The 24,846-nt window shown below is 50.7% G+C and carries 25 protein-coding genes; 7 read left to right on the top strand and 18 right to left on the bottom strand.

All coding sequences use genetic code 11. From position 1 onward, the window contains the following. The first annotated feature begins 10 nt into the window (after window positions 1-10). A complete protein-coding gene (gene elbB, locus ACFOE0_RS12990) occupies window positions 11-664 on the top strand; it encodes an isoprenoid biosynthesis glyoxalase ElbB (protein ID WP_248936814.1) in 654 nt (217 codons plus the stop codon). 136 nt (window positions 665-800) lie between these two features. Here the strand turns inward: elbB and glpG are convergent, their stop codons facing one another. The 5 genes from glpG to ACFOE0_RS12965 all read right to left on the bottom strand — a co-directional run bounded on the left by glpG (window position 801) and on the right by ACFOE0_RS12965 (window position 5,261). Further along, on the bottom strand, window positions 801-1,634 hold the full coding sequence (glpG, locus tag ACFOE0_RS12985) for a rhomboid family intramembrane serine protease GlpG (protein WP_248936815.1): 834 nt from the start codon (window positions 1,632-1,634) through the stop codon (window positions 801-803). A gap of 43 nt (window positions 1,635-1,677) precedes the next feature. Then, on the bottom strand, window positions 1,678-1,983 hold the full coding sequence (gene glpE / locus ACFOE0_RS12980; RefSeq protein WP_248936816.1) for a thiosulfate sulfurtransferase GlpE: 306 nt from the start codon (window positions 1,981-1,983) through the stop codon (window positions 1,678-1,680). A gap of 95 nt (window positions 1,984-2,078) precedes the next feature. Further along, complete coding sequence (gene tdh, locus ACFOE0_RS12975; RefSeq protein WP_248936817.1) at window positions 2,079-3,107, bottom strand: L-threonine 3-dehydrogenase; 1,029 nt, start codon at window positions 3,105-3,107, stop codon at window positions 2,079-2,081. A 3-nt stretch (window positions 3,108-3,110) separates the two neighbouring features. After that, on the bottom strand, window positions 3,111-4,310 hold the full coding sequence (locus ACFOE0_RS12970; protein ID WP_248936818.1) for a glycine C-acetyltransferase: 1,200 nt from the start codon (window positions 4,308-4,310) through the stop codon (window positions 3,111-3,113). Window positions 4,311-4,619: 309 nt separating this feature from the next. Then, window positions 4,620-5,261 (bottom strand): TetR/AcrR family transcriptional regulator, encoded by a 642-nt coding sequence (locus tag ACFOE0_RS12965; protein ID WP_248936819.1) that lies wholly within the window; start codon window positions 5,259-5,261, stop codon window positions 4,620-4,622. A gap of 138 nt (window positions 5,262-5,399) precedes the next feature. On the opposite strand from ACFOE0_RS12965, the gene waaA reads away from it, so the two are divergent. Further along, window positions 5,400-6,677, top strand: a complete 1,278-nt coding sequence (gene waaA / locus ACFOE0_RS12960; RefSeq protein WP_248936820.1) for a lipid IV(A) 3-deoxy-D-manno-octulosonic acid transferase — start codon at window positions 5,400-5,402, stop codon at window positions 6,675-6,677. An 80-nt stretch (window positions 6,678-6,757) separates the two neighbouring features. Here the strand turns inward: waaA and ACFOE0_RS12955 are convergent, their stop codons facing one another. Next, on the bottom strand, window positions 6,758-7,546 hold the full coding sequence (locus ACFOE0_RS12955) for a 3-deoxy-D-manno-octulosonic acid kinase (RefSeq protein WP_248936821.1): 789 nt from the start codon (window positions 7,544-7,546) through the stop codon (window positions 6,758-6,760). A gap of 91 nt (window positions 7,547-7,637) precedes the next feature. Here ACFOE0_RS12955 and ACFOE0_RS12950 point away from each other — a divergent pair, with 91 nt between their 5' ends. The 3 genes from ACFOE0_RS12950 (at window position 7,638) to ACFOE0_RS12940 (ending at window position 10,865) form a co-directional block, all read left to right on the top strand. Beyond that, complete coding sequence (locus ACFOE0_RS12950) at window positions 7,638-8,684, top strand: glycosyltransferase family 9 protein (protein ID WP_248936822.1); 1,047 nt, start codon at window positions 7,638-7,640, stop codon at window positions 8,682-8,684. Between the two features lie 85 nt (window positions 8,685-8,769). Further along, window positions 8,770-9,777, top strand: a complete 1,008-nt coding sequence (locus ACFOE0_RS12945; protein WP_248936823.1) for a hypothetical protein — start codon at window positions 8,770-8,772, stop codon at window positions 9,775-9,777. Continuing rightward, window positions 9,774-10,865 (top strand): glycosyltransferase, encoded by a 1,092-nt coding sequence (locus ACFOE0_RS12940; protein WP_346347865.1) that lies wholly within the window; start codon window positions 9,774-9,776, stop codon window positions 10,863-10,865. Before ACFOE0_RS12945 ends, ACFOE0_RS12940 begins: the two co-directional genes overlap by 4 nt. A gap of 47 nt (window positions 10,866-10,912) precedes the next feature. On the opposite strand, the gene ACFOE0_RS12935 is transcribed toward ACFOE0_RS12940, so the two are convergent. From ACFOE0_RS12935 to ACFOE0_RS12910, 6 genes are all read right to left on the bottom strand, one after another. Then, entirely contained in the window at window positions 10,913-11,884 is a 972-nt protein-coding gene (locus ACFOE0_RS12935) for a WavE lipopolysaccharide synthesis family protein (protein WP_248936824.1), read from the bottom strand. A 171-nt stretch (window positions 11,885-12,055) separates the two neighbouring features. Beyond that, a complete protein-coding gene (locus ACFOE0_RS12930) occupies window positions 12,056-13,036 on the bottom strand; it encodes a WavE lipopolysaccharide synthesis family protein (protein ID WP_248936825.1) in 981 nt (326 codons plus the stop codon). 4 nt (window positions 13,037-13,040) lie between these two features. Then, a complete protein-coding gene (locus ACFOE0_RS12925) occupies window positions 13,041-13,766 on the bottom strand; it encodes a glycosyltransferase family 2 protein (RefSeq protein WP_248936826.1) in 726 nt (241 codons plus the stop codon). Further along, window positions 13,766-15,346, bottom strand: coding sequence for a capsular biosynthesis protein (locus ACFOE0_RS12920; RefSeq protein ID WP_248936827.1), 1,581 nt, complete (start codon window positions 15,344-15,346; stop codon window positions 13,766-13,768). The genes ACFOE0_RS12925 and ACFOE0_RS12920 overlap by 1 nt, the downstream gene beginning before the upstream one ends. Continuing rightward, window positions 15,337-15,717 carry an HAD hydrolase family protein gene (locus ACFOE0_RS12915; protein ID WP_248936828.1) on the bottom strand — a complete coding sequence of 127 codons (381 nt, stop codon included), beginning with the start codon at window positions 15,715-15,717 and terminating at the stop codon, window positions 15,337-15,339. The genes ACFOE0_RS12920 and ACFOE0_RS12915 overlap by 10 nt, the downstream gene beginning before the upstream one ends. A gap of 29 nt (window positions 15,718-15,746) precedes the next feature. Next, the gene (locus ACFOE0_RS12910; RefSeq protein ID WP_248936829.1) at window positions 15,747-16,838 is read right to left on the bottom strand and encodes a glycosyltransferase family 4 protein; all 1,092 of its coding nucleotides are present in this window, start codon (window positions 16,836-16,838) and stop codon (window positions 15,747-15,749) included. Between the two features lie 479 nt (window positions 16,839-17,317). On the opposite strand from ACFOE0_RS12910, the gene coaD reads away from it, so the two are divergent. Continuing rightward, window positions 17,318-17,800, top strand: coding sequence for a pantetheine-phosphate adenylyltransferase (coaD, locus tag ACFOE0_RS12905; RefSeq protein WP_115136543.1), 483 nt, complete (start codon window positions 17,318-17,320; stop codon window positions 17,798-17,800). A 58-nt stretch (window positions 17,801-17,858) separates the two neighbouring features. Beyond that, window positions 17,859-19,331 (top strand): capsule assembly Wzi family protein, encoded by a 1,473-nt coding sequence (locus ACFOE0_RS12900; RefSeq protein WP_248937029.1) that lies wholly within the window; start codon window positions 17,859-17,861, stop codon window positions 19,329-19,331. 66 nt (window positions 19,332-19,397) lie between these two features. On the opposite strand, the gene mutM is transcribed toward ACFOE0_RS12900, so the two are convergent. From mutM to ACFOE0_RS12870, 6 genes are all read right to left on the bottom strand, one after another. Then, complete coding sequence (gene mutM, locus ACFOE0_RS12895) at window positions 19,398-20,213, bottom strand: bifunctional DNA-formamidopyrimidine glycosylase/DNA-(apurinic or apyrimidinic site) lyase (protein WP_248936830.1); 816 nt, start codon at window positions 20,211-20,213, stop codon at window positions 19,398-19,400. Between the two features lie 41 nt (window positions 20,214-20,254). Next, window positions 20,255-20,704: a hypothetical protein gene (locus tag ACFOE0_RS12890; protein ID WP_248936831.1), complete on the bottom strand. Its 450-nt coding sequence runs from the start codon at window positions 20,702-20,704 to the stop codon at window positions 20,255-20,257. A 70-nt stretch (window positions 20,705-20,774) separates the two neighbouring features. Beyond that, window positions 20,775-21,758, bottom strand: a complete 984-nt coding sequence (gene moaA / locus ACFOE0_RS12885; protein WP_248936832.1) for a GTP 3',8-cyclase MoaA — start codon at window positions 21,756-21,758, stop codon at window positions 20,775-20,777. Between the two features lie 9 nt (window positions 21,759-21,767). Continuing rightward, entirely contained in the window at window positions 21,768-23,558 is a 1,791-nt protein-coding gene (locus ACFOE0_RS12880; RefSeq protein WP_248936833.1) for a bifunctional molybdopterin-guanine dinucleotide biosynthesis adaptor protein MobB/molybdopterin molybdotransferase MoeA, read from the bottom strand. A 7-nt stretch (window positions 23,559-23,565) separates the two neighbouring features. After that, complete coding sequence (mobA, locus tag ACFOE0_RS12875; protein ID WP_248936834.1) at window positions 23,566-24,153, bottom strand: molybdenum cofactor guanylyltransferase MobA; 588 nt, start codon at window positions 24,151-24,153, stop codon at window positions 23,566-23,568. Next, window positions 24,137-24,844 carry an ABC transporter ATP-binding protein gene (locus tag ACFOE0_RS12870; protein WP_248936835.1) on the bottom strand — a complete coding sequence of 236 codons (708 nt, stop codon included), beginning with the start codon at window positions 24,842-24,844 and terminating at the stop codon, window positions 24,137-24,139. The genes mobA and ACFOE0_RS12870 overlap by 17 nt, the downstream gene beginning before the upstream one ends. Window positions 24,845-24,846 lie beyond the last annotated feature (2 nt).

The raw sequence follows: 24,846 nt of genomic DNA, 5'->3' as shown, positions 1-24,846 counted from the left end.
GGATGTTTTAATGAAAAAAATCGCAATCTTACTCAGTGGCTGTGGCGTGTTCGATGGCGCTGAAATCCACGAATCAGTGCTTGCTTTGTTGACTCTGGCCAGAGCCGGCGCGGACTACCAGTGTTTTGCTCCTGATATTCCCCAACTGCATGTTGTGAATCACCTGACCGGTGAAGTGGAAGAGGGCGCCAGCCGAAATGTGTTGGTTGAGGCTGCCCGAATTGCCAGAGGGGAAATCAAGGCAACCTCAGATCTGGATATCAGCGAGTTTGATGCGCTGATCATTCCTGGTGGTTTCGGTGCTGCCAAAAATCTCTGCAACTTTGCTGTGAAGGGGGCCGACTGTGAAATCAACCCTCAGGTAAAAGTCTTTGTCAGCCAGTTCGTTGATGCCAATAAGCCGGTGGGCTTTATCTGCATTTCTCCAGTGATGATCCCGCACTTCTATGGTGCTGGTGCCAAAGGCACCATAGGAACCGATGAAGGGACTGCTGCAGCCTTCAATACCATGGGGGGGGACCATCAGGATGCGGCAGTGCATGAAATCGTCGTGGATGAAGGGCGTAAACTGGTGAGTACCCCGGCCTACATGTTGGCCGGCAATATTGTGGAAGCCGCTTCAGGTATTGAGAAGCTGGTACACAAGGTACTCGAGCTGGCGTAACACCCGTTCAGCACAAAGCCCCGCACTGCGGGGCTTTTTAAAATGATTAGGGGGTCATTGATGTAGAGCGACCACACCACCGTGCGTTGCTTTGTACAAAACAACGATAAAAACCATCTTCAATGGTCAACAGACCCTAGCGCCTGCGACTGTCAAATATGCCCTGCAGCAGGCCGACGACCAAACCACCAATATGTGCACCATTGGCAATGGACAGACCGAACATATCGGTAAAGCCCAGTACCAGCCAGATCATCATAAAGCCCATATAGGAGTTGGGCAGACCTATACCTGCCTCAGGCTTGCGTTGCCCCATTATCCAGGTGTATCCCGCCAGCGCATAAACTACTCCTGACAGGCCGCCGAATCCGGGTCCACTGATGTAGTACTGCAATACATTGGGTAAAGTGCCACCAACCAGCAGCAGAATCGCCAGTGTGCCGATACCGAGTCGGTTTTCAATCTTACCGCCCAGATACCACCACCACAGCAGGTTAAAAATGATATGCATGGCGCTGAAGTGGATCAGCGAAGGGGTAAACACCCGCCAGAACTCACCCAGTGTGGCAGTGGGCGTGACATTGAAGAAGCCCAGTGCAGAAAACAGTGACTCGGCGTAACCAATATTCCAGCCCAGAAAGATAAGCACGCAGGCAAAAAACACCAGCATGGTGAGCGGGCCGCCACCGGTAAAGAACTGCATCAGCAACTGAGAAGACGGCTTGCCGTAATCCATGCGATTGGCTGTACTGCCATGATCCCAGGACGCTGCCAGATATTTGGAGTCTCCCGGATGGGCAATAAAGTGTTGATACTCAAATTCAGCCTGAGCATGTTGAGCGGGATTGACTGCATACAGCACCACTCCCTGCTCCAGCTGTTCGACATGGCAGTCAACGCCCTGCCCCTTGAGGTAATCCACCAGTGCCTGAGCGGCGCGTATATTGGGCAAGCGGCCAAATTCCTGCATATTTTCCTTCTCTCTGGTTAAGGACTGGCTGGAGCTGATTTGGTTACAGGCTTTCCTGCCAGCCCTGGAAACCACCATCCAGGCTGTACACCTCATCAAAGCCCTGCTCAATCATATAAGCTGATGCGCCCTGACTGCTGATGCCGTGGTAACAAACCACAACCAGTGGCTGGTCCAGATCCGCATCACGGATATAGTCGGCCAGATTGTCATTGCTCAGGTTAAAAGCGCCCGGAATATGGCCAGCACTGAAACTGGCTGGATCGCGGATATCGACGATCTGCAGACTTTCATTGTCGGCGAGTTTGGACTTGAGCTGCGCAACGCTCAGATGCTGATAAGTGGTCATACTTCGGCCTTGTGAATAAAACGAAACTGCAGCAAGTGTGCAATATGGGGCTGCAGGAGTACAGCCCCGAACTGTTAACAGTGATTAAAGGAATATTAGTTCTGCCAATCCAGAATCACTTTACCGGACAGGCCGGAACGCATGGCGTCGAAGCCCTGCTGGAACTCATCCACCTTGTAGTGGTGGGTGATGATAGGGGAAATATCCAGACCGGATTGGATCAGACTGGCCATTTTGTACCAGGTCTCAAACATTTCACGGCCATAGATACCTTTGATAATCAGACCCTTAAAGATCACCTGACTCCAGTCGATAGCCATATCCCCGCCCGGAATGCCCAGCATGGCAATCTTGCCACCGTGGTTCATGGTTTCCAGCATGGAGTGGAAGGCTGAAGGTACGCCAGACATCTCCAGGCCAACATCAAAGCCCTCTGTCATACCCAGCTCGCCCATCACCTGCTTCAGGTCTTCTTTGGCAACGTTAACTGCGCGGGTGGCACCCATCTTGGTAGCCAGCTCCAGGCGATACTCGTTCACATCTGTGATCACCACATGACGGGCGCCTACATGGCGGCATACCGCAGCGGCCATAATGCCGATAGGGCCTGCACCTGTGATCAACACATCTTCACCTACCAGGTCGAATGACAGGGCAGTGTGCACAGCATTACCGAATGGATCGAAGATAGAGGCCAGATCGTCACTGATATCATCAGGGATTTTGAAGGCGTTGAACGCAGGGATAACCAGATATTCGGCAAAGGCGCCCTGACGATTTACCCCAACACCTGAGGTGTTGCGGCATAGATGAGTTCGGCCGGCACGGCAGTTGCGGCAGTGACCACAGGTAATATGGCCCTCACCGGATACCCGATCGCCCACATTGAAACCACGGACTTCCTGGCCCATACCTACAACTTCGCCCACATATTCGTGGCCAACAATCATAGGCACAGGAATGGTTTTCTGTGACCATTCATCCCAGTTGTAGATATGCACATCGGTACCACAGATTGCAGTTTTGCTGATTTTAATCAGCAAATCGTTGTGACCCACCTCTGGCAGAGGCGCATCCACCATCCAGATACCTTCTTCAGGGTTCAGTTTGCTCAGTGCTTTCATGATTTATTCCCCAATAATCTGCATATCGCGACCGATACGAATAAAGGCGTCGATGGCGCGATCCAGCTGTTCACGAGTGTGGGCAGCAGACATCTGGGTACGGATGCGGGCCTGACCTTTTGGCACCACCGGGAAGGAGAAGCCGATAACATAGATGTTTTCTTCCAACAGGCGGTTGGCAAAATCACCGGCCAGTTTGGCGTCGCCTATCATCACAGGAACAATGGCGTGGTCAGCACCTGCCAGGGTAAAGCCGGCAGCAGACATTCTTTCGCGGAAGTAACGGCTGTTTTCTTTTACCTGATCACGCAGTGCCTGACCCTCTTTCAACATCGCCAGCACCTTGATAGAGGCGCTGACAATGGCTGGTGCCAGAGAGTTGGAGAACAGATAAGGACGTGAGCGCTGGCGCAACCAGTCGATCACCTCTTTCTTGCCCGAGGTAAAGCCGCCGGATGCACCACCCAGTGCCTTACCCAGGGTACCTGTGATGATATCCACGCGATCCATCACTTCGCAGTGTTCGTGGGTACCACGACCTTCATGGCCAACAAAGCCAACGGCGTGGGAGTCATCCACCATCACCAGAGCGCCGTACTTGTCAGCTAGGTCACACACACCCTTAAGGTTGGCGATAACACCGTCCATAGAGAACACGCCGTCTGTGGCAATCAAAATGTGGCGGGCACCGGCATCGCGGGCAGCGATCAGCTGAGCTTCCAGATCGGCCATATCATTGTTGGCGTAGCGGAAACGCTTGGCCTTACACAGGCGTACACCATCGATAATGGAGGCGTGGTTCAGGGCGTCGGAGACAATGGCATCTTCCGGGCCGAGCAGGGTTTCAAACAGACCCGCGTTGGCATCGAAACAGGAAGAGTAAAGAATGGTGTCTTCCATGCCGAGGAACTCGCTCAGACTGGCTTCCAGTTGCTTGTGGATATCCTGCGTACCGCAGATAAAGCGTACTGAGGCCATACCAAAGCCATGGCTGTCGAGACCGGTTTTGGCGGCGGCAATCAGGTCGGGATGATTGGCCAGGCCCAGGTAGTTATTGGCGCAGAAGTTGATAACTTCAGTCTGGTTTACCTCAATGGCGGTCTGCTGGGCAGAAGCAATCACCCGCTCACTCTTGTACAGGCCTTCCGCTTTTACCTCGGCAAGCTGTTGATTTATCTGTTGGTAGAATTGGTCAGAAGCCACCTTTCGGTCTCCTTTGTTGGATTAATTATTTCGGTGTCTGGGACGCTGATTCAGTCGTGACAGAGACCTGGAGTTGTCCGCATTTTAACCTTAAATTTAGCCGCTCTGACAGTTTTTTTCCCTTAACGTTAGCGTCATTAACTGGGCTTGTGCACAGCTGCAAAATAGATAAGAAAAGCTAATTAAAAGTGACGGGGCGGAAGGCGGAGATCTGCCTTGCTTTAATCTGGCTGGATTATTCTGTGGTTAAAATCTGGGAGGTAGCCAGGAACCCGGATAAGATCAGGTTCCTGCTGAGTAAATTCCGGGTCAGGCCGCGCGTGCCAGCGACAGGTAATGAGATTCCAGGCGGTTAAAGGTCTCCAGTGAACTTGGCGTTGCATAGCCACGGAAAATCAGCAGTACCCGTAACAGGCCTTCATACAGATTGCCCTTGGTGATGGAAGCGATACTTGACTGAGTCAGCTGATAGCCAATCCATGACGCCACAATCATCTTGATGGTATCCGCCAAATCACGCACCTTGTCCTTCTCTATCGTCAGAAATCCATCGGCGCAAAGCTGCTCCAGAACATGGGCACAGCGAGTCAGCACCTGCTCCTGTGCTTTTAAATATCTGGCCTTAAGCAGTTCATCCCGGCTCAGAATATCCGCCAGATTGGCGTACATAAACCTGAACTGCCACATGGTGTAGAACATGGCGTCGAAGTAACCTACCAGCAGCTCAACCGTGACAGGGCCATCTCGATAGGGCTGGAAGCCCGATTCCAGGTGTTCTTCGTACTGAGTGAAGATAGAGCGGATGATGTCTTCCTTATTACGGAAGTGATAGTAGAGATTTCCCGGACTGATCCCCAGGTGGGCAGCTATATGATTGGTGGTAATGCTGCGTTCACCGTGTTCGTTAAACAGCTCGAGGCTGGCTAAAACAATCTTGTCGCGGGTTTTCATAACCTGTGGGTTCTCTTATCTATTGTGCCGGAGTATAGCCATATAAGGTGCGCTGTATGTCTGACCAACGCCGGAGCGAAGGATTTATGTTAGCATTGCGGCAATTCAACAGGCAAAACCCAATTACCCGGCAACTCCATGAACCGTATTGGTTATTCAATTCTTGTTACTCTGCTCAGCCCGCTGTTATTGCTGTATTTGGCCCTGCGTGGTCGAAAAAGCCCTGACTATAAAAAGCGTTGGGGTGAGCGTTTTGGCATGATTTCGCTATGCCCGACAGATGTGTTGTTGCATTCGGTATCCATGGGCGAGACGCTGGCCGCCGTGCCGCTGATCCGCCGATTGCTGAGCCAACACCCTGAATTGACCATGACAATTACCACTTCCAGCCCGACCGGCTCCGCTGAAGTGGTGAAGGCCTTTGCCAACGAGCTGGAGGCGGGAAGGGTGCAGCACTGTTACCTGCCATTTGATCTGCCTGTCTGTATCAAGCGCTTTGTCCGGCAAATAAGTCCCAAAGTCTGCATCATTATGGAGACTGAGTTGTGGCCCAATCTCATTCACTGTGCCGCTGGCAATGGTGCAAAAGTGATACTGGCCAATGGCCGCCTGTCTGCCAAGTCGTTTGCCCAGTATCAGAAGTGGCCGGGAATATCCGGTCCCATGTTAAGTAAGCTGGATATGCTTGCGGTGCAAACACAGACAGAAGCTGAGCGTTATGTTGAGCTTGGGGTGCCAGGTGACAAAGTACAGGTATGTGGCAGCCTGAAGTTTGATCTGCAGCTGGATACCCAGTTGCGCCCCACATCAATGGCGATGCGCACTGAGTGGCACAAAGCCGATGTGCCACTATGGGTTGCCGGCAGTATCCACCCCGGAGAGTTTGATGCTGTGCTTGCAGCCCATAAAGCGCTGGTTACTGAGTACCCCCACGCCCTGTTGATTATGGTGCCCCGTCATCCGGAGCAGTTTGATAATGCCGCCGAGGCGCTGGTGGCAAGTGGTCTGAAATTTGTGCGTCGCAGTGAAGGTACACCCGTTGGGGCGGATACTCAGGTGCTGCTGGGGGATACCATGGGAGAGATGCTCAAATGGTATGGCGCTGCTGATTTTGCCTTTGTGGGTGGCAGTCTGATCGTCCATGGTGGCCATAACCCGCTGGAAGCCGCCGCACTTGGCTTGCCTGTGATGATGGGGCCCAACTACAGAGACTTTCTGGAAATCACTGAAATGCTTCAGCAGGCAGGCAACCTGAGCTTGGTGCAGGATGCCGATGTACTGGCTGCCAAAGTGCAAGAGCTGGCCTCAAGTGTGGAGATTCGAGAGTCAGCAGGTAAGGGCGGTATCGAAGTATTGGAGCGTAATCGTGGCGCACTGCAACGCCAGTTTGCGTTGGTGGATAATTATCTACACTGAGTCTGTGCGCCAGACTCAGTGTTTGTAAACATCTAACCTATGGCGAACGTGAGTTAAGGCGAGACCGTAGCTGAATACGCTCAGTGGCGACTGACTCTTGAGTTGGCCCGGTTGGTACCGTTATAGCCTTTCAGCAGTGACATCCAGTTCTCCTCAGTAAATGTCAGCTGTGGGAATTTGCCCTGCTCTTTTTTGAAGGATCTGTGCAGACGGTCGAGATTGGAAGCTTGCCAGTGGTGGGCCACGGGGCGAATTGCGCCTCTGTCAAAGTCGATCAGGTGGAAGCCTTCAGGAGACAAGAGGATATTTTTGGCATTCAAATCGGCGTGGAAAACCCCGCGGTTGTGAAACTGGGCAATACACTCACCCAGAGCCTGCCACTGCTGCTCACCCATTTCCTGTTCTGACAGAACTGCCACCAGATCTTTGGCCCCCTGAATACGTTCAATCAGGATATCGCCACTGTACCCCAGACCTTGTTTACGGATCTGCGCCGCTATGGGCCTGGGTACCGGGAAGCCTTCTTTGTAGAGAATATCCAGCAATTTCAGTTCTGCTGCCGGGCGAGTACGCTCGAGGCCGGTATAAAAGTAGGTATCTTTGGACAACTTGGCCATCAGGCCGCCGCGCCAGTAGTGTCTCAGCACCCAGTGTTCATCAGCCTGCTGTGGCTGATAATGAATGAACCAGGTGGTGTAGCGCCCCTTGGATGTACCCTCAATGGCATCTTGTTGCTGCCAGAATTCTGAATCAAACCAATCGCTTGTAACGCCGTCGAGATCGCTTGCCAGCACCAGCCAGCCATTGACTTGAGATGAGTCGGCATGAGAGCCCGCAGTAAGAGGTAATGTTTTCAATTCAGACGGCATAGAATATCGGCAAGATCGTGGAACCTGGCGCTATTCTACATTAAGATCCACGCCTTGCATTTATTTAGCTTTGAGAGCGTCCAGCCAGCCTATGAGCCTGAATTTGTCTGAAATGAAGTCACTTTGTGTATTGCGCCTGTCCGCCATCGGCGACGTGTGCCACGCGGTCGCAATGGTACAGGCGATTCAGCGCCAATATCCCAATCTGGCGATTACCTGGGTGATAGGCAAGGTGGAGTATCAACTGCTCAAGCACCTGCCCGGCATCGAGTTTGTTATTTTCGATAAATCCAAAGGCTGGCGCAGTTACTTTGAGTTGCGCAGTGCCCTTAAAGGCCAGAAGTTTGATGTGCTTTTGCATATGCAGGTGGCACTGAGGGCAACTATTGCTTCTCTGATGATCCCGGCCAGAATCCGTATTGGTTTTGACCGTGCTCGCGCGAAAGAGGGGCAGTTTCTGGTGACCAATGAAAGGGTAGAGGCTCAGGACTCTCCCCATGTACTGGATGGCTTTATGGCCTTTGCCCGTAAAATTGGCGTGCAGGACACCGAGCTCAAATGGAATATCCCCGTGCCGGAGGCTGACACCGAGTTTGCCAAATCCCATATTCCGGACGGCGGTAAGGCCCTGATTATCTGTCCTGCAGCCAGTAAAGCGGAGCGCAACTGGATGCCTGACAGATACGCTGCCATTGCAGATTATGCAGCAGAAAAAGGCTTTAAGGTCTATCTGTGTGGCGGTCCCAGTGCGCTGGAGAAGCAGTTGTCAGCCGACATCATCGGCCACAGTAAGACTGAGTTGACCAATCTGGTGGGGCAAACCAGCCTGACTCAAATGCTGGCTCTGCTGAAGCAGGCATCATTGGTAATCGCCCCTGATACCGGCCCGGCCCATATGGCGGTGACCCAGGGGACGCCAGTGATTGGTTTATATGCCCACTCCAACCCGGGCCGCACCGGTCCCTATCTGTACCGCGATTATGTCGCCAGTGTGTACGATGAGGTTATCCACGAGCAGCACCCTGCAGGTGAAATTCCCTGGGGTAAACGTGCTAAAGGCAGTGATTTGATGAGCCGGATAAGTGTTGAGTCGGTTCAGCAAAACTTAGATGCTGTGGTTGCCAAGCTTGATATCTGAATCTGAATTCGAGAGAAGTTATATGTCCAGGTCTCCCAGAGTGTTGTTCGTTCCCGTCTCTTCAGCGGAAGGAATTGGCGAATACATGCGCTCAGTTATATTGGCGGATGCTATCCGTCAGCAGTGGCCGGATGCAGACATTCAATTTGTACTAAGCCGTCAGGCGCCTTATGCATCTTCATGTCCTTATCCCGCCACTTTGCTGGATCAAAGCCCTACCAAGGAAGTTAAGGCGGTGAACCAACTGATGCAGACATTTAAGCCTGAGCTGGTAGTGTTTGATGCTTCAGGACGAAAGTCTCAATTACAGCAGGCCCATAAACTTGGTGCCAAAGTGATTTTTATCAGTCAGCACAAGCGTAAGCGCAGTCGTGGTATGAAGCTTGGCCGCGCCATGGTGACAGACAGCCACTGGGTAGTGCAGCCAGAGTTTGTTATCGGTCCTGTTTCTGCTTTGGATAAGTTTAAGCTTAAGCTCATTGGCAAACAGGAGCCTATCTTTACCGGCCCGGTTTTTACTAATCCTGATATTGAACTCCAATCTGAGCTGCTTAAACAATATGGCCTGACTGCCGGCGAGTTTGTGATCTTCAATGCAGGCTCTGGTGGCCACAAGGTTGGTGATTCGCTGGCTGCTGATATCTTTGCTGAGACCGCCAAATCCGGTTATCAGGACTCAGGCCTGAAAAGTCTTATGGTCTTCGGCCCCAATTATCCCGGCCCCATGCCAGAGTTTGAAGGCGTTATATCGGTAGCTGCATTGTCCAACGCAGAATTTATCAATCTGCTTGCTGCTTCCAAGGCCGCAGTGCTCAGCGGGGGGGATACTCTGCTCCAGGCTATTGCATTGAAAGTTCCTACTTTGACTGCGCCTGTATCAAAGGATCAGCCTGCCCGTATTGCTGCCTGTGAACAGGAAGGCTTGATTTTAGCCTCTGAGACAAAAGAAACGCCGATGCTTATGGCATACCAACAGCTGCTGACCGAGGCTTGCTTACAGCAGTTGAAAAAGAAGATGGATACCAGCCCGGGAATGAATGGGTTGCAAATAGGCATGGCCGAAATAATGCGATTGCTGGGAGATGACAAGTGACAAAAAGAATTGCGATAGCGATCGACAGTCTGGCAGGCGGTGGTGCTGAAAAAGTGATGCTGACCCTGGCTTCCAGTCTTATAGAGCTGGGCCATGAGCCCCATTTGCTGGTTTTACAGAATCATTGTCATCACGAAGTGCCTGCCAATATTCCAGTACATTTTTGTTTTGCCCAGAACGAAAAAAACCTGGATAGCTTTTGGAAACTTAGCCAGTCCGTTGCGCGGCTGAAGCAGTTTATCGACCAGGTGCAGCAAGAGGTTGGTAAATTTGACCTGTTCCTGTCTAATCTGGATAAAACCAATCTGCTGATGTCCAGAACTCAAGTATCCCCGCTGTATTTTGTCGTGCACAACTCTGTTGAAGAGGAATTGGCAAGGCAGCGAAAGCTGGGGCCATTTGCATACTGGGATATGATTCGTGCCAAGAAAGCCCTGAATGGTCAGCATTTGATTACCGTATCAAAGGGGATTGCCGGTGAAATCGCTTCTAAAGGAAGAATTCACCCAGCGTCGATGCAAACCATCTATAACCCATTTGAATTGGAACGCATAGCCACGCAAGCGAGCAAGCCAGCCCAAGGGATACCTGACGGAGACTACATGGTTCATGTTGGGCGATTTGCACGGCAAAAGCGCCATGACATCTTGTTTCAGGCATTGGCCAGTATGAAACACACATTGCCTTTGGTGCTGCTTTGCAACAACAAAAAGAAAGCGTTAAAAGTGGCTCGTAAGTATGGGGTCGAAGACAGAGTGATCGTGCCAGGATTTCAGACTAATCCTTATCCCTGGATTAAGCAGGCGAGATTACTGGCATTGAGCTCAGATTATGAAGGACTGCCAACCGTGCTGATTGAAGCCCTGGCGGTTGGTACGCCTGTGGTTAGCACCAATTGTGATCACGGCCCCAAGGAGATCCTGCTGGATGAGTTGCAGCAGTATCTGGTGCCGCGACGGGATCCTTCGGCTCTGGCTGAAAAACTGGATAATGCCCTGGATTCTTATCCTGATTGCTCCAATGCCAAGATATTGGCTCAGGTGGGCGCTCAAACCGTTGCTGAAAAGTACCTCGCTTTAATAAATTAAAGGTTATTTGTAGTAAAAAGGAGCCTTGGGGCTCCTTTTTCATTGGTTTATTTACCTTGTTTAAATCGATGTTTTAAGTGACTCAATGGCAGTTTCAGTAGCCTTCGCCAGCCAATTGAGTAAAACAGCTCTACTTTGGACGCCGGGTAACTGGGGTCGCAATATTTCTTGTAGAACAGCAACCAGTCCAGGTGGCTTATCTCATTCGGGCGTTTTGACTTTGGGATAAACCTGTCAATCAACCCCAGCCCGATCTGCTGAGGTTCAAGTACCACAAAGTTTGACGCCATAAACCTGTCCCAATGTTCCAGCATTTGCGGCGTAGCATGATGCCGGTGTTCCAGATAGGGGATATCCGCAGATAGCTGCTGTAACCAGGTGTTGCAGTATATTTGTTCCGCATGGGGGCAGGTATTTGGTGCGCCTCTGTGCTGGGGATGACCTCGTCGCTCTTCATCAAAGGGCAGATCTTTAAACAGAGGGATGTCCCAGATTGTCAGCAAGTCCTTCGTTCGACCAAAGTGAAAAAAATCACTGGGTAACATCACCACTTTCTGCCCATCACTGTAGCGCCTGAAGTAGCTGGTATTTACCACCACCCGCTCCTGAAACAGGGTGTCGGCAAGGCAACGCTGTGGATAGGCTTGCTGGGCCCTGACAAAATCGCTGCTGGTCAGAAAGTTATCTGACCTTAACTTTACCGCGTAAGGTGTCTTGACCTCACGAAGTCCTGCAGCACTGGACACTAATTGGCGATTAAAGTTGAGATAGCCGGGTTTTCCCTGTGCATCGTAGGATGAGATGGTTGGGCCGGGATCTTCATTTAACAATAAAAGATCTGGTTCCAGGCCTTCGCAGTTTTGCCCTGCCCAGGTTGATAGAATTATTGTCGCTCCCGGCAGATGTTCACGGATACTCTGCAGGCATTTATGTGTGATGCCTGTTTCCTGAGCCCGCCCATGATAAGCCTGCACCGGCCCCTGAACAACGACGCTGATATCTTTAAATTCGATTACCATTGGGAAACAACTGTAGTACGCGAGTTAATTAAGCGTATGGTACTACTTTTTCAATGTAAATCAGTTGATTTACGTAATTTTGTGAGTGATTGTGGATTAAGTTGTAAGGCGGAGGCTCTGAGATATGTGTAAGGTCCCGAGCCTTCCGCTGCAAGAATGATCGTATTTGGGTCAGTTATTAAGGGGTTTTGGCTTCTTCAAGCTTTGTTTGATGATTTCAAACGGTGCTTTTATTTGGCGGTAGATACCGGTTTCCACCCAAAATCTTTGTCTAGGTAGGTAATAACTGGTGTCGCAATATTTTTGGTAGAGTGCTTTCCACTCTGCTGATGAGATTTCATTGGCGCGGCTTTTGTCTGCTTTAAGGCGTGCTGTGGTTGCGACTCCCGCATTGTTAGCTTCTGCAATAATCAGATTATTGGCCAGCAGTAATTGCCATTCACGCAGGAGACTCTCATCACAATCGTGGTGAAAGTTTAGCATCTTGGAATCAGGGTTTAGTTTGGTCAGCCATTTGCTACAGAACAGTTGTTCCGTGGACAGCACTCTTTCCGGGAAATAGGCGTATTGTGACTCACCCTTTATATCAGGATTATAGAGGTAGTCAGGCTGCAGCGGGATATCCCACATTTTAAGCAGATCCGTGGTCAGTCCGTAAGCAAACAGATCACACAGGTGTCTGACAATACGTCGACCAGCAGTTTGCATCTTGGTGAACCTGTGTAAAACCACCACTCTTTCATCAAGTAGTTTCAGTGCTTCACTGCGTTTGGGGAACGCCTGTTGCAGGCCCACAAAACCTGAATGCAGCAAATAGTTGTCACTGCGTAACTTGACGGCATACCGGGTACTGACTTTTTTAAGCCCCTCTCTGACCGCCACAATCTGACGATTGTTATTTTCCTTATAGGGTAATCCATCAGGATAGTAGCCCATGATGTTGGGACCAGGATCCTGATTTAATACCACCTCGTCGACGTCCAGGTCGGTAACATTTTGTCCTTCCCAGGTCGATAGGATTATCTTGGCGCCCGGGAGATGTTGTCTGACAGACTTGATACTCATCAAGGTAATACCTTGATCCATATCTCTTTCCGGCAGGGCATTAACGGGCCCGTGAATCACCACGCTGATATCTGAAAACTGAGGCATAGAGTTATACTTTCCTGGTCAAATAATCCAGATACTCATGTGGAACACCACAGAAAATCACTTCACTTTTGTCGATCAGATGATAGTGAATCTGTTGTCCTTCTTTGATTAGATAATTGTAAAGAGGGGCAATATAGAGCTCCTGCTTTTGCCACTCAGATGCCGGGCGTTCAGCCTCAAGTTTAAAAATACGCTTGAAGTCTCCGGCGCTTCTAAAGTGATACAAGCCGGTGCTGCACAGATCTGATATGGGGTTTTTCTCCGCGGTTTCCACAACCCGGGTGCTCTCTGCAGACTCTGGTTTAGCGTATGACCAGTTACTGCCTTCCCCTCTAAAGACTTCCAGATAACCGTCACTTTGGCTGGCAATCTGCGGCAGTACAAAGTCAGGCCTGAAGGTATCTATATTGAAAATTGTCAGTGGGGTGTCATCTGTTATGTTATCGAGGCCCAGAAATACTGTCTCAGCCTGTCCTCTGGTCTCGTCGGTAAGTATGACGATATAGAAAGATTTGATACCCAATCGCTGGCAGCGCGTTTTAACGAACTCAGGGGTCTGGTATACATCCCTGACTATAAACAGAAAGGGGACTGAGTCGAAGTAGGCTTTAAAGCTCAGTACTGCATGATCAAATAAAGGCATACCATGAGCCGGCAGCATATATTTTGGCTTGTCATAACCGGCTTTGAAAAAGCGCGAGCTGAGGCCCGCCATAGGAATAACTATCATTACTTTGTTCCCGACAGCATTTGGATCTTGTCATATAAACGGTAGGCATTGCCGATAAAACCCAATTGTCTATCCGGGCGGTCATTGTGTAATGGCAACATGGAAATAAACAGCTGAATTTGCATGGCACAGAGCTGGATTTCATCAATCCCGAAGTGGCAGTGCATTTGCTCAACAAAGTCGGCCATTATCTTTTCTCTACGCTCAGTTATGGCGATCTCAAAGTGCAACATGTCCCCTTTATGTTTGGCACAGAAGTAGCCAGCAATGATGGAGTCATAAAGCCCAATAACCGAGTGAGCCAATTTGGCGACATCATAGAGTGTGTTGCCGTGAATGCAGGGTTGATCGCTGGCATTAATCCCTCTGGGGTCGATCACCTTAATGCTGCAGGTTCTGAAGTCATACAGGATATTGCTGAAGCAAAAATCTCCATGCAGCACATTCATCTGCTGATTATCTAACGGTAAATAAGCGAGGCTATTTTCAGCCAGCTCAACCAAACTGGGTTGAGCTTTACCATTAATAATCAGTGGTTTTTGGATATCAACCTGAGACTGTCGAGCGTACTGTTGCAGCCGTGATAGGGTCTTTCCTGCGAAAAGGTCGTGAAATGACGCCTCTGGTTCAGTTTTGTAGCGGGCAGCGTCCTTTAAAAACTGACAGCAGGCTTTGAGTATTTTTCTCCAGGCAAATGCTGGTAGTTGGCTGAATACATAGAGCTCGTTCAATGCTGTCAGATGGAGGTACTCAATGCTATAACCAAAATGACTGCTGGTTTCTTCGGTAGCGAGCAGTTGCGGTGTGTAGATGCGCAGGGGCCCGGGGATTGATTGGTACCAATTAGCTTCAGCAGCCAGTTTGAACTTCTTTTGACTTGATTTAGTGACAACATGCCCAGCAATAGCCATTTCATTAAAGGCTCTTTGCGTGGTCATGCGGGTTTTAGACTGGTAATAGGTCTGGCTATGGCCAAAGTCATACCATTCATCGAACTGACAGGGGGTAAGCCCTTTATCTCTGATGTAACCGTTCAACCCCTCGATAAAGTCCCACCCGCCAGTAATGATGTGTCGTATGAATGTTTTGGGGGCAGAAAAACTGAAGAAGCCATTAACGATGAGCTCGCTTCGAGGTGGCTGTTCTGCCTGATACTTATTCAATAAGCCTGTTTCAGCATCATATTCAGCCCAGTCGTAGTTGTCTTCTACCTGGCTCAACCCAATCAGGTCTGTGTCAGGGGGAAGCTCCTTGAAGAGAGTATCACCATGCAAAATATGAAGTGGTTCTTTGGGATCAAACTCAATCAGGTTTAAAGCAAAGACCACCGATTCTCCTAGGCTAAGGTGGGTTGGGAGATACAGAATCTCCACACCTTTGCCTGCGAGTGCTTTGCTGTCATAAGGACCCGGACAAAAGCCTTCCGGGAGGGTCAGTAAAATCCTTTCTCCAGAGGGGATTAGCGCCAATTGATAATGAAACAGGCGCTTATTTCCTACCGGGAGAAAGCTTGGGGGCAGGGGGCCAAACTCTGATTGAAGTTCAGAGTCGACAAAGGCTGCAGAGGTGATCAAATACATGCTTTATCTTCGGCGATCAGTAGTTCTATTTGTTCCTGGTTCAGGCGGGCAAACTCAGCGGGACGAATTGCTCTGTCATCGATGTAAAAGCCTTCATGACCGCACCAGGGTTTACCTACCAATATTTCATCATAGGGTACCTGATGCTTATCCAGCCACGCTGTGATCACTGGCAGTGTATGGATATTAATCTTGCCGACGTTCCCTTCGTATGTTCGCATATTACGGGCTGTTGAAATCACTATCTCAAAGCCCTGTTGCTGGTATTCCCGCAGTTTGGCGATTACATCCAAACGCGGGGATACTTCACTGTAATCACTGGTATCTGCCTGGGTGAGCGTACCGTCTAAATCAACTATTAAGCGTTTCATCTATCTTGCCGCAGCTGAAGAAAGCTTAACTATACTTGCTGCTCCAGCAGAGAACCAGTTTCATCGCCGGCAGAGGTTGTGTGGTCAGTGTTGAGGCAATTTTTCAGTTCATCAGTCATATCTGCTTTGAACTTATCCAAACTATGAGTCTGCTTGATGTAGTTCACAGCAGATTCAGCAAGTTGCTGCCGCAAATCGTCATCTGTCATCAGTTTCTCGATTCCGTCGATAAACGGAGATAGCTTATCGAAGCCATCGCCCAACACTTTTCCTGTGTATACTCCAAACTTCTTGGTCAACTCATCGGGGTTTTGGCAACTCACCAAAAGGGTGCCATATGCCATAGCTTCCAGGAAGGATACTGGCAAAGCTTCATGAATAGAGGTGTTGACCAAGACCTTGGCATCTTTAATTAATTGATTCTTAACCTCACCTTCCACATGCCCAACAAAGTGCAGATTGGGTATCTCCATGTAGGGAGCCATCACCGCATTGTTTTCACCAGCCTGGCGATGTGCCTGCCCTAACATATAGAATTCATATTGAGGCATAGCTTTAGCTATCTCAGCAAATAACCAACCACGCTTTACTGATTCGATACGACCCAGGAAAATTACACTGTTTTGCTTCTGATAAGTTTTTACATCAAAGCTGTAATCAATCTCGATCGGGTTAGGCAAATACCGAATCGGTGTATTTGTTGGTAAGCGATAGAGATCTTTGGCTTTTTGATCCAGAAATTTTGCCTGACTGATAAAGTGCAAATTGCCAGTTTTATTGTATTCGTGCACAAAGTCATAGACCTCAGCATCCCAATAACTGTGTTCTGGAAACAGTTTTACTGTCTCAATTTCATCCCACTCATAAACGGGCCTAGGGTCCTGGATCCACAGCAACAGCTTTTTATCCTTCCCAGGAGCTTTGCTGAATATGCGATAGGAGTGTGTGGTCAATTCGATGGAAAGAAATACGTCGTATTTTTTTTGCATCAAAAACACGGTATTCACCAGGTCGAATGCTCTTGCTGCCAGCTTGTAGACCTTGACGCCGTCGATCATGTGGCACTTTGGAAAAAGTCGTACCTTACCGCAGTCCTTTTTAAGCAGTACTTCTACTTCCACATCTTTGCCGGGCAAGTATTTGGCCACCAGGTTTCTGGCCAGAAAGCCATAGCCACCAAATTTGGTTTTTGCACCACCAAAATATTCATCAACCAACAGCGCTACGCGGATTTTTGACACAGATACCACCTATAATTCTGACGTCACTAAAAAGGCGTCGGATTCTATCATTGTGTCGCTGTATTTTTGAGCTCTGGCGGTGATTTGAACTTAAATTTAATGAGCGTCTGGTCAATTGTGTGATTAGTGTGTTCCGAGTGTTTGTGCGTCGTTGCTCAGGTGTTGTTGTCGTGGGTGTTGTGCGGTGGTTTTGTGTTTGGTTTCTGTTGCATTTGCGCCGGGTGAAAGGGGGGCGCAAAGTTTACACTGGCTGCTCGTTGAGGTGGTTCTCCCATTGCATGAGAGACAATATTCACAAAACACTATCGAAAATGTAGGATCTCTATTCAATTACCTGATCTGAACATATGGAAATGCTTATGCATACGCGCGCCATCTATCCGGGAACTTTCGACCCTATCACTAACGGGCATACAGACCTTATTGAGCGGGCTTCAAAGATGTTCAACACAGTTGTGATCGGTGTGGCGGCCAGCCCTTCCAAACAACCCAGATTCTCTTTGGCTGAACGTGTCAGCTTCGTCGAAAAGGTGACATCCCATTTGAGTAATGTCGAGGTGGTAGGCTTTACCGGTTTGCTGGTGGACTTTGCCAAAGAGCAGCAGGCTGGAATTTTGGTGCGCGGTTTGCGCGCAGTTTCAGATTTTGAGTATGAATTTCAACTGGCCAATATGAACCGCCGTCTGAGTCCTGGACTGGAGAGTGTATTTCTGACTCCGGCTGAGGAAAACTCCTTTATCTCGTCCACTCTGGTTAAAGAGGTGGCGCTGCATGGCGGCGATGTCGCTCAATTCTGCCACCCGGAAGTTGTTAAGGCCCTGCTGGCCTCATTGAAGAAATAACAGGAAGTAATAAAACGTGAAAAAGATACTGAAGGCTGCCGCAGTCGCCTCTGGATTTATGGCAGTGCCTGCTTGGTCTGCTCCATGGGTTGATACTTCCGATATTTATCTGCGTGCTGATATTCAAGCCTTGGCTGATGCTGGTGTAATTACCGTGCCGGTTAATACCTTTCCCTTGATGTGGTCAGGCATAGGTAAGGATTTGGAAAAAGTCGAACCCTCCATGCTGTCGCCTGCACTGATGGAAACCTTTGCGCGGGTTAACTTCTATTATCGCAATGCCATTGATAATCGTGGTCCTGCGAGTATCAAAGCTGGTTTGGCCAGCGATCCGGCCCGATTCCAACACTTTGGCTCAGACTATCGAGAGCAAGGCGAGCTCAAAGCGTCATATGATTACGTGGGCGAGCGCTTCGCTTTTAAGGTTTCTGGCTCAGCCAACTATATGTCTGACGAAGAGAAAGCCTTGCGTCCGGGAGAAGAAGAGGTTCGACTGGATGACTCTTACGTGGCTATGGTGCTGGGTAATTGGGTGTTTACTGCCGGAACAGTATCTCAATGGTGGGGACCTGGCTTCGATACCGGGTTAATTAAGAGTAGCAATGCCAGACCAATGCCGACAGTTATGGTAAGTCGAAATGATGCCCATGGCTTTGAAACTCCATGGTTGTCCTGGATTGGTCCCTGGACGCTGACTTCGGGTGTGAGCCTGATGGAGAAAGAGCGTGCTGTACCTGACGCATTGCTCTGGAGTATGCGAGGAACTGTCCGGCCCCTGCAACAGCTGGAAATTGGTGTTTCCTGGACTATGCAATTTTGTGGCGAAGGTCAGGATTGTAGCTTGTCCAGTTGGTGGGATGCGATTTCCGGTGGCGGAGAGTGTGCCAACGGCGACGAAAACTGCGACCCAGCCCTTAATACCCGTTTAGGCAATCAGATGGCGGGCTTTGACATCCGTTATAGCGATACCTTCTGGGAAGTTCCTGTTGGTCTGTATCTAGAGAAGACTTGTGAAGACTCGAGCGGTCCCAGCCCTCTGGATTTGGCGGATTGCGGTTACCTGTATGGTGCAGATACACGCTTTGGTGGTAAGGAGCAGCAGTACAAGTTGTTTTTCGAATACACAGACACTTTGCGAGCCTGTGGCGAGGATCAAAATGTATTCAACTGCTTCTATGAGCACGGTACTTATCAAAGCGGCAGCCGCTACTATGGTCGATCACTGGGCTCGACCTATGATTCAGACTCCCACGTCTATGTGATGGGCTTGATTGGCCAGTATCAGAACAGCCATGGTCTCAAGGCATTTGTACGTTACGCCCAGTTGAACAAGGATGGCAAGAACCCTGGTTCAGAGTGGGCTCCCAAGCGTCCGAAGGAGGACCTCTTTATGCTGGAGATGAGCTATCGCATGCCACTCTGGTATGGCATGGTCAGCCTGGGTGGAACTGTGTCCAACTCAGAGTTTGAAGAGACTGACAGCTCAGATACCAACGCCACTGTGTTTGGTACCTATGAGTATAAGTTCTGACGATAAATAACTTCATATTGAAAAGGCGCCCTTGGGCGCCTTTGTTTTGTCTGTTTACCCGGTCAATCAGCGCTTCTGGCAAACCGGGCAGAACACAGTGGCTCGCTGACCCAGCTTGATCTCTTTCAGCATGCCGCCACACTCAGTGCAGGTTTGGCCCCCTCTGCCGTAAACATGCAGCTTTTGGGCGAAATAGCCGGGTTTACCATCGGCGTTGGTAAAGTCCTTCAGCGTGGTGCCGCCCTGTTTGATGGCATGGGCCAGCACCCGTTTAACTTCGTCCACCAGAAGTGACAGCCGCTTCTTGCTGATGTTACCTGCCTTGGCTTCGGGATGGATCCCGGCAGCGAACAGGGCCTCATTGGCGTAGATATTGCCGACACCAACCACGATATGATTATCCATCAGCGCCAGTTTGATCGCTTTTTGCTTACCCTTTAACGCCTCATTCAGATAGTCGACATCAAAGGCATATGACAGCGGCTCAGGTCCAAGTTTCTGCAGTAGTGGATGCACCTCTTCCGGTAGCTCACACCAGAGCCAGGCACCAAACCGGCGGGGATCATTAAGACGCAGAGCCCGGCCATTCTCCAATACCAGATCGATATGGTCGTGCTTTGCTGCGGGGGTGGAGGCTGGAACAATTCGCAAACTGCCGGACATGCCCAGATGAACGATTGTGGTACCGGCGTCTGTATCTATCAGCAGATACTTGGCGCGTCGACGCACGCTGCGAATAGTCTGGCCGACAATATTGGCCGCAATATCCGGTACCGGCCAACGCAGGGAGGCATTACGGACAATCAGATCGGTGACCTTGTGGTCCACCAGGTAGGGGGCGACACCCTGACGGGTGACTTCAACTTCAGGTAGTTCTGGCATTTCTTCTCCATCTCAGCAGCAGATTTGCCCTGGCGCTGAACTCAGCTGCCGGCTCGAATAATAGGTTCAAGATCGTGACGCAGACTGGGGGGAATTTCATACCAGTTGCCGGAGGCGGATTTTAACAGTCCCTGTTCAGGGTAGAACTGCCACACCAGGCCATCAGGTGAGGTCGCGACCTGAATCATCAGCTCTTTTGGACTGGAAAACAGCTCGGGTGATTGTGCCAGTGCTGACACTTTAAGCTCCGCCCAGGCTTTGCTCCACTCGGCACAATTGAGCACCTGGGATGCACACTGCCAACCGGACTCCCCCTTGTTCAACCACTCGCCTTGCATCTGCAATTGGGTTAAAGGCGCATTGTCGTCAAACAAAGACAGCGCGTCTTCGGGAAGCTGTTTGGTGCGGTTATCCAATATGGTGAGCGTGCCTATCATCATCAGGCAGGCAATAATGATGATGTTATTCCATTTTCTTCGGCTCATAGCCATAAGCGTTTGAAATCCCTGTTCTGCATTGGAATGAGCAAGTGTAACTGGATAACCCGCTCAGATAAAAGTATCAGCCGCCGGTGACGTTCATAAACCTCAATACCTGAGTGCCATCATGGGTAAAGTGATGCTTCAAAGGCTTAAGCTCTATGGCGTCAATAATGGCCTGTTTCAGCCTGTCGATATCACCCGGGTGCTCACGCACTATCGCCTTGAGATCCACTGAGTGCTCGTTACCGAGACACAGAAGTAATCGACCTTCTACAGTGACCCGGACTCTGTTGCATTCATGGCAGAAGTTGTGGCTGTGGGGAGAGATAAAGCCTATATGGCAGTCGCTGTCGGCCATATCATAGTATCGTGCAGGACCGGCTGTGCGGGCATCGGACAAAGTCAGGGGATATTTGGTCTGGATAATGGCGCGAACATCATCACTGCTGAGGTGACGGCTTTGCTTGCGCTCATCCATCTCCCCCAGAGGCATCTCCTCAATAAAGGCGATGTTAAGGCTGCGTGAGCGACAAAAATCCACCAGATCCAGTACTTCAGCATCGTTCTGGCCTTTGAGTACCACGGCGTTGAGCTTGATACGTTGAAAGCCAGCATCCAGCGCTGCGTCAATGCCGGCAATAACCCGCTCCAGCTTGCCGTTACGGGTGAGAGCTGAAAAACGCTCTGCATCCAGAGTATCCAGGCTGATATTGAGGCGGTTGAGGCCAGCTTCCCGCAGTGGTTTAGCCAGCCTGGTCAGGCGGGAGCCATTGGTGGTCATCGACAGCTCTTTCAGGCCGGGCAGGCTGGAGATCATGCTGACCAGTTGCACACAGTCACTGCGCACCAAAGGTTCACCACCGGTGAGGCGAATCTTCTGTACGCCAAGCTCGGTAAAGGCCTGAGCGACCCAGGCCAGCTCTTCCAGACTCAGCACCTGCTCTTTTGGCAGAAAGCAGGGGTCTTCTCCCATGCAATATACACATCGGAAATCGCACCTGTCGGTAACAGACAGGCGCAGATACTCAACCCGCCTTCCGAAGCGGTCGACCAACTGGCTCACACTGAATCCTTACAGCAGATTGGCAAAAGGTTGAATAAACACCCGCTCACCCGGTGCCACTGAGTCAGCCTCTTCACCGACAATGATCAAACAATTGCCGTTGACCATAGAGCTGAGCATGCCAGAGCCCTGAGCACCTGTGGTGACCACATGCAGCTGACCATCGGCTCCCATATGATAGATACCACGCAGGAACTCGGTACGGCCGGTACGACTGCGCAGTTTCACATCGGTAATGGCCGGGATAAATTGATTTTGCCATTGGGCTTCACCGGCCAGCTTACGCAGTGCAGGCTGCACAAACTGCAGGAAGGAGACCATTACAGCTACAGGGTTGCCCGGCAGACCGAAGAACAGAGCATCACCTATCTGACCGAAAGCCAATGGACGTCCCGGACGCATATTAATACGCCAGAAGTTAATCTTGCCGATACGGGCCAGTACGGTTTTGATAAAGTCGGCGTTGCCCACAGACACTCCACCTGAGCTGATAATCACATCAGCTTTGGTCGAGGCGTCAGTCAGTGCGGCTTCCAGCGCTTCATCAGAATCTTCAATAATCCCCAGATCGACCACCTCACAGCCCAGACGACGGGCCATGGATTTGATGGTGTAACGGTTGGAGTCATAAATGCAGTGCTCAGCCAGTGCTTCACCGGGTTGGGAGACCTCATCTCCAGTGGAGAACACGGCAATCACAGGCTTGCGAACCACAGTTGCCTGAGCTGTCCCCAAAGAGGCCAGCAGACCAATTTCGGCCGCGCCCAGACGGGTGCCGGTAGCCAGCGCCGTGGCACCTTTGGCGATATCTTCACCGGCCAGTCGGATATGCTGACCTTGTTCCAGTTCGCCGCTGAAGGTCACAGTGTCACCGGCTTCGGTGGCCAGTTCTCTTGGCTGCACTGTATCAGCACCGGCAGGCAGGGGAGCGCCTGTCATAATACGGACCACTTCACCCGGCTGCAGGGTACCGGCATAGCCATGACCGGCAAGCACTTCGCCTACCAGTTTGTACTCAGTGTTTGGTGCCGCCAGCGCGAAGGCGTAGCCGTCCATTGCTGAGTTGGTTTGCTGGGGAACATCAACCGGAGAGATGGCGTCTTTCGCCAGTACCCGGTTGTCCATCTCATCCAGAGAGACAGTCTCGCTGTCAGTCAGCGGCGAGACACAACTGAGGATATGGCCAATGCCCTGAGCGACAGAAGAGGTGTTGTCTGCATTCAGCTCACAGGCGGGAACGATTGGCATCTCGACAGCTTTAGGCTGCCAGTTTGCGGCGTACTGCTGAACAAAGTCTGCGATTTGCGCAACATTGTTCAGATCCAGTCGGGTCATTTCAGCCGGAAGCTCAGTGTCATCGCAGCAGGCAACGGCAAGGATATTATCGTCATGGGTATGAATAAACGGCTTGCCGTGGGCTGCGCGGTGCAGCTCAATCTTGGGCAGCTCCAGCTTTTTAAAACCTTCCACCAGAACCATATCCACCTTGTCGGCTTCAATCTGGCTGAGCAGGTGTGGCAGCTCGGGATCGCCTTCCACGGCATCTTCTGTCATCAATGCCCAGCGTACATGGGAGGCAACCAACATCTGGCGAGCGCCAGCCTTGCGCATCTCGTAACTGTCTTTGCCCGGAATATCCACATCAAAGTTGTGGTGAGCATGTTTAATCACAGCCAGTTTGACACCGCGACGATTCAGTTCAGGGATCAGCTGGGTGAGCAGAGTTGTTTTGCCTGTACCTGAGTAGGCACAAAAGCCCAATACTGGCACTGGTAGTGGATTAGTGAATGGAATACTCATATTTACCTCATGCCAGACTGTCGGCCAGCTGCTGAATCTGTTCCGGGGTGTTGACGTTAACAAAGGCCATGGGCTGATCGGCAAAACTCACCACGGCAACTTTATGCTGGGCATACCAAAGGTCAATTTTTCTGTCGCCGGCGTCGAGGAATGCCTGCATGGAATCAAGCAGCTCAGGTTTTAGCAGTAGCACCACTGGTTGGTGACGTTCGCCATCACTGGCAACCGCCATGTCTGCGCCCTGAGATTCCAACTCGGCGACCATGCGGCTGGCCAGATCTGTAGGCAGCAAAGGACAGTCGCAGGGAGCCGTCAGCAAGTAATCGCCTTTAGTACGTTTCAGGGCACTGACCATACCGGACAGTGGGCCATGGAATCCTTCCTGTTCATCACAGAAAACCGGGAAGCCAAATGCTTCGTAGGCTTGCTGATTGCGGTTGGCATTAATCATCAGGTCTGCGGTTTGGGGTTGCAGCCGGTCGATGGCATAGCGGATCATCGGCTGGCCTTTCAGCTCAACCAGACCCTTGTCTTCGCCTCCCATTCTGCGGGCGCGGCCACCGGCCAGAATAACGGCCTCAACTTGTGATGACATGCAAGGACTCCTCTTGTACCGATCCCTGTTCAGTGTTGAAGGGACCAGAAGTAATGCGTTGATTTTCTATCTGCCACGTTTGGCGGCATAGCGCTGTGATACCACAGGTCTGGTGGCTGCTCACCAGCAGCCCCGTGCCCTGACGCTTGAGGGTGTGCACCATCTCCAGCACCAGGCGTCGTGACTCTTTGTCCATATTGGATACCGGCTCGTCCAGCATCAGCAGGTCGGGCTGAATAACCCAGGCCCGGGCGATCGCCAGACGCTGACGCTCACCACCGGACAGGTTGGACGCATTGGCATCCAGCAGGTGTTCCAGGCCAGCCATTTGGGCCGCGGCTTCAACCCGCTGAGCCAGTAGTTTACCGGACATTTTTTGGTGGCGCCCGGCAAAGCTGAGGTTATATTTCACACTTCCCTCATAAAGATAGGGATGTTGATGCAGGTAAACCAATTTTCCCAGCTGCGGCGATTTCTGCCACCATTTGGTGTGGGTTTGTCCCTGCCATACCAGCTCACCGCTGGTGGCGGGAATAAGACCAGCCAACACCTTCATCAGCGTGGTCTTGCCTGTGCCGTTATCACCCTGAAGGAATATGGTATCGCCTTTGGCAAATTGCAGGGCGTCAGCCTTGAACAGCAGACGGTCACCGAATTGCATGCACAGCTTGTTGATCTTGAGTTGAACCATGA

It is taken from the genome of Shewanella submarina, from assembly GCF_042646185.1.
GTDB lineage: Bacteria > Pseudomonadota > Gammaproteobacteria > Enterobacterales > Shewanellaceae > Shewanella > Shewanella corallii.
Note: the sequence above shows the minus strand (reverse complement) of the source record. Positions and strands in the feature narration are given on the sequence as shown.

Excerpts from the sequence above, each read along its gene's own strand:
- ACFOE0_RS12920 (WP_248936827.1), bottom strand. The coding sequence starts at position 15,346 with ATGTATTTGATCACCTCTGCAGCCTTTGTCGACTCTGAACTTCAATCA.
- elbB (WP_248936814.1), top strand. The coding sequence starts at position 11 with ATGAAAAAAATCGCAATCTTACTCAGTGGCTGTGGCGTGTTCGATGGC.
- glpE (WP_248936816.1), bottom strand. The coding sequence starts at position 1,983 with ATGACCACTTATCAGCATCTGAGCGTTGCGCAGCTCAAGTCCAAACTC.
- ACFOE0_RS12965 (WP_248936819.1), bottom strand. The coding sequence starts at position 5,261 with ATGAAAACCCGCGACAAGATTGTTTTAGCCAGCCTCGAGCTGTTTAAC.
- ACFOE0_RS12950 (WP_248936822.1), top strand. The coding sequence starts at position 7,638 with ATGAGCCTGAATTTGTCTGAAATGAAGTCACTTTGTGTATTGCGCCTG.
- ACFOE0_RS12935 (WP_248936824.1), bottom strand. The coding sequence starts at position 11,884 with ATGGTAATCGAATTTAAAGATATCAGCGTCGTTGTTCAGGGGCCGGTG.
- waaA (WP_248936820.1), top strand. The coding sequence starts at position 5,400 with ATGAACCGTATTGGTTATTCAATTCTTGTTACTCTGCTCAGCCCGCTG.
- ACFOE0_RS12930 (WP_248936825.1), bottom strand. The coding sequence starts at position 13,036 with ATGCCTCAGTTTTCAGATATCAGCGTGGTGATTCACGGGCCCGTTAAT.
- ACFOE0_RS12880 (WP_248936833.1), bottom strand. The coding sequence starts at position 23,558 with ATGAGTATTCCATTCACTAATCCACTACCAGTGCCAGTATTGGGCTTT.
- tdh (WP_248936817.1), bottom strand. The coding sequence starts at position 3,107 with ATGAAAGCACTGAGCAAACTGAACCCTGAAGAAGGTATCTGGATGGTG.
- glpG (WP_248936815.1), bottom strand. The coding sequence starts at position 1,634 with ATGCAGGAATTTGGCCGCTTGCCCAATATACGCGCCGCTCAGGCACTG.
- ACFOE0_RS12900 (WP_248937029.1), top strand. The coding sequence starts at position 17,859 with ATGGCAGTGCCTGCTTGGTCTGCTCCATGGGTTGATACTTCCGATATT.
- ACFOE0_RS12945 (WP_248936823.1), top strand. The coding sequence starts at position 8,770 with ATGCGCTCAGTTATATTGGCGGATGCTATCCGTCAGCAGTGGCCGGAT.
- ACFOE0_RS12915 (WP_248936828.1), bottom strand. The coding sequence starts at position 15,717 with ATGAAACGCTTAATAGTTGATTTAGACGGTACGCTCACCCAGGCAGAT.
- mutM (WP_248936830.1), bottom strand. The coding sequence starts at position 20,213 with ATGCCAGAACTACCTGAAGTTGAAGTCACCCGTCAGGGTGTCGCCCCC.
- mobA (WP_248936834.1), bottom strand. The coding sequence starts at position 24,153 with ATGTCATCACAAGTTGAGGCCGTTATTCTGGCCGGTGGCCGCGCCCGC.
- coaD (WP_115136543.1), top strand. The coding sequence starts at position 17,318 with ATGCATACGCGCGCCATCTATCCGGGAACTTTCGACCCTATCACTAAC.
- ACFOE0_RS12925 (WP_248936826.1), bottom strand. The coding sequence starts at position 13,766 with ATGATAGTTATTCCTATGGCGGGCCTCAGCTCGCGCTTTTTCAAAGCC.
- ACFOE0_RS12890 (WP_248936831.1), bottom strand. The coding sequence starts at position 20,704 with ATGGCTATGAGCCGAAGAAAATGGAATAACATCATCATTATTGCCTGC.
- ACFOE0_RS12955 (WP_248936821.1), bottom strand. The coding sequence starts at position 7,546 with ATGCCGTCTGAATTGAAAACATTACCTCTTACTGCGGGCTCTCATGCC.
- ACFOE0_RS12870 (WP_248936835.1), bottom strand. The coding sequence starts at position 24,844 with ATGGTTCAACTCAAGATCAACAAGCTGTGCATGCAATTCGGTGACCGT.